This window comes from Patulibacter brassicae (genome assembly GCF_033949425.1).
GTDB classification, from domain to species: domain Bacteria; phylum Actinomycetota; class Thermoleophilia; order Solirubrobacterales; family Solirubrobacteraceae; genus Patulibacter; species Patulibacter brassicae.
Genome location: NZ_JAXAVX010000032.1, coordinates 1 through 449 on the forward strand (window position 1 = coordinate 1; position 449 = coordinate 449).

Annotated in this window: 1 protein-coding gene; it reads right to left on the bottom strand. The window is 66.8% G+C overall.

Annotation, left to right across the window (positions count from 1 at the left end; genetic code table 11):
• On the bottom strand, positions 1-449 hold a 449-nt coding region (locus SK069_RS20160), incomplete at both ends, for an ABC transporter permease (protein WP_319956068.1).

The following is a 449-nucleotide window of genomic DNA, read 5'->3' on the forward strand; positions in this document are numbered from 1 at the left end:
GGGCCGCCCCGCACCCGGTAGCCGTAGTAGCAGCCCACGAGCACCACGAACGTCGCCATCGCGATCGTCTTGATGCCGGAGAACAGGTAGTCCTGCGGCGACTGGAACTTCCAGAACAGCTCGAAGTAGCCGCCCGCGGAGACCTGCTGCAGCTGCACCACGACGGAGATGAACGACCCGAGGTAGCAGACGACCAGCGCGATCGCGAAGACGAACGGCAGCACGATGAGCGTGCCGAGCAGCCGCGTCGTGCACAGGTACACGAGCGAGTCCATGCCCATCACGTCGAGGGCGTCGACCTCGTCGGTGATCTTCATCGTCCCGATCTCGGCGACGAAGCCCGTGGAGACCTTCGCGGCCATCATGTAGCCGAACGCGTAGGGGCCGATCTCGCGCAGGTCCGCGATCGCCGCGAACGCGCCGGCCACCGACGGGGTGCCGACCTGCTG